The organism is Streptococcus sp. GMD4S, assembly GCF_000296955.1.
The window spans coordinates 1-1,379 of the sequence record NZ_AJRE01000228.1 but is presented as its reverse complement, the minus strand read 5'-3'; the positions used below and the strand labels follow the sequence as shown (position 1 = coordinate 1,379).

Below are 1,379 nucleotides of genomic sequence, written 5' to 3'. Positions count from 1 at the left end.
GGGCAAGCATTGAAGGGGATATTGAAGCCTTGGAAAATCGTATTGCTGCTATTGAAGAAGAAATGCAGGCAAATGGCTCTGACTTTGGCAAACTGGCGACGCTTCAAAAAGAGCTAGACGAGAAAAACGAAGAACTTCTTGAAAAATACGAACGCTATGAATATTTAAGTGAGTTGGCATGATGGAAGAAAAAGTCATTAAACGTAGTCCCAAGAAAATCATTTGGAATGCCTTGTTTGGCCTAGCTTCGGTGTTTTTCTTCTTGCTGCCTCTCTCTTATCTCCATTTGTACTCTCAAAAGGGAACCAGACTTCATACGATAAGTCTTTTATTAATACTGCTTGTCCTCTTTTGTGCTGGAGTAGTCGTGTATCAGACATACAGGCTGTTAAGTTCCAATAAGGAATATTTGAAATGTACTGTCGAGGGGTTTTACTACAAACAAAATCCAAAGAAACCCAGTCATTTCTATGCTTGGATAGACGTAGAGAACTTTTTCTTCTCTCGGATTCGAGGTAAGTATAGGGATTCTTATCGGATTGAAGTCTATTTTAAAAACAAGGAAAATGTGAAATCCCAATCCTTTCTAACTCAGCTGAAGAGAAGGATTCTCCCTTTTTATCCGTCAGCAGACTTAATTATCCCTATCTTTCTACTAGATGTAGGACTTCCTGAAAGGGTCTATGAGGCCATGAAGTACTATGAAAGAGAATGGCGTATCGAACAAAATCGTCAAGCAAGAAAAGAGGCAAAACAAGCTTCGAAAAGCAAATATTCCAAACAGTCATAGTCTGTCTTTGCGTAAAGTAGAATAATCAAAAAGGCCCTATCCACTGGATAGGGTTACTGTTTGTCTTCTTTTTTAGTTTCCTGATGAAAGATATTTTGCCAAGTTTCATGGCGACGCCAGATACTGGTATGGACGATACCATCTAGCTCATAGCAAATGAGCTTGGTTTTCTGACTAATGGAGGTAATCTGAATGTCCTTAATAGCAGCACTAAGTTCTTTTTCAGACTTATAAGCCTCTTTATTCATCTGCTCTCCATCTTGACGGATATAGAGAAAGTCCTCAGCAAGGAGTTCTTCTAGCTGATTTCCTTGGTCAATCAATTGCTCACGCATGAGCAGTTTTTTATAGACATTGTCTAAAATCTCGTCCTCAGGTATGGGAGCTGGCTCGATATGGACATCGGTATCAAAGACTCCAAAACGCTCTTCCAGCATGGATTCGACCTGGTCCGCAATCTCATGACTTTCATAGACTGATAGGTCAGGATTCATTTCCAGGGTGATATCAAGGTAGATATTGCTACCGTAGGTCCGCCCTCTTTGGGACTTGACCTTACTAATCTTTGGAATCTCCATGATGGCCTTTT

At 40.2% G+C, this 1,379-nt stretch carries 3 protein-coding genes; 2 read left to right on the top strand and 1 reads right to left on the bottom strand.

Going from position 1 to position 1,379, the window contains the following annotated elements:
* Both GMD4S_RS08910 and GMD4S_RS08905 read left to right on the top strand, forming a co-directional pair.
* A partial coding sequence (locus GMD4S_RS08910; RefSeq protein ID WP_000851724.1) for an ABC transporter C-terminal domain-containing protein occupies positions 1 to 182 on the top strand: 182 nt, incomplete at its 5' end.
* Complete coding sequence (locus tag GMD4S_RS08905; protein WP_000969655.1) at positions 179 to 790, top strand: hypothetical protein; 612 nt, start codon at positions 179 to 181, stop codon at positions 788 to 790. The genes GMD4S_RS08910 and GMD4S_RS08905, both read left to right, overlap by 4 nt.
* Positions 791 to 843: 53 nt before the next feature.
* Here the strand turns inward: GMD4S_RS08905 and GMD4S_RS08900 are convergent.
* A partial coding sequence (locus GMD4S_RS08900) for a cation transporter dimerization domain-containing protein (RefSeq protein WP_000574154.1) occupies positions 844 to 1,379 on the bottom strand: 536 nt, incomplete at its 5' end.